At 64.4% G+C, this 881-nt stretch carries 1 protein-coding gene and 1 pseudogene; both read left to right on the top strand.

Annotated elements, in window-relative coordinates:
- The coding region (locus B3187_RS16265) for a LysR substrate-binding domain-containing protein (RefSeq protein ID WP_286807511.1) at positions 1–529 on the top strand (529 nt) is incomplete at its 5' end.
- 12 nt (positions 530–541) lie between these two features.
- Positions 542–881: pseudogene (locus B3187_RS16260) on the top strand (ATP-dependent DNA helicase RecG); the annotation flags it as partial.

Raw genomic sequence — 881 nt, 5'->3', positions numbered from 1 at the left:
GCTGCGCCAGAAATTGCGCAAAGGCGAGCTGGACGTGATCATTGTGGCCCTGCCCTTTACCGAGGCGGACGTGGTGACCCAGCCGCTGTTCGACGAGCCCTTTGTCGTGTTGATGCCCCACGATCATCCGCTGGCCGAAAAGGAGGCGATCCACCCCGACGAGCTGGACGCCGAAAATGTCCTCCTGCTCGGCGAGGGACACTGCTTCCGGGATCAGGTGCTGGCCACCTGCCCGAACCTGCAGTCGTCCATGGACGACCCCCACAGCCGCATCCGCACCGCCGCCGAGGGCAGCTCTCTGGAAACCCTGCGCCATATGGTGGCCTCCGGGCTGGGGATCACCATTCTGCCGATGTCTGCGGCGGTCACGGCCAACTACTCCAACAACATGTTGGTGACGCGTCCCTTTACCCAGCCGGCACCGAGTCGCACCGTGGCCTTGGCCTGGCGGGCCAGCTTCCCTCGCTACAAGGCCATTGAGGCACTGCGCAAAGCCATCAATATGTGCCGGCTCGCCGACGCCAAATAACCGGAGCGCTGCGTGACCAAGGACCCGGCCAACCTGGATCAAGTATCCGTCACCGCCCTGAAAGGCGTCGGTGGCAAGTTGGCGGAAAAGCTCGGCAAGCTGGGGATCAACACCCTTCAGGATCTGCTGTTTCATCTGCCGCTGCGCTACCTGGACCGCACCCGGGTGACCCCCATCGGGGCCCTGCAGCCCAACGTCAATGCCGTGATTGAGGGTGAGATTCGGGCGGTGGATGTGGTCTACGGACGCCGCCGCAGCCTGGTCTGCCGACTGCAGGACGGCTCGGGCACCACCACCCTGCGGTTTTATCACTTCTCCGGCGCCCAGAAGCAGCGCCTGACTCCGGGTACCC

It is taken from the genome of Marinimicrobium sp. UBA4209, assembly GCF_002381585.1.
Lineage (GTDB): Bacteria > Pseudomonadota > Gammaproteobacteria > Pseudomonadales > Cellvibrionaceae > Marinimicrobium > Marinimicrobium koreense.
The sequence above is the reverse complement of the archived record's forward strand: the minus strand, read 5'-3'. Positions and strand labels throughout refer to the sequence as shown.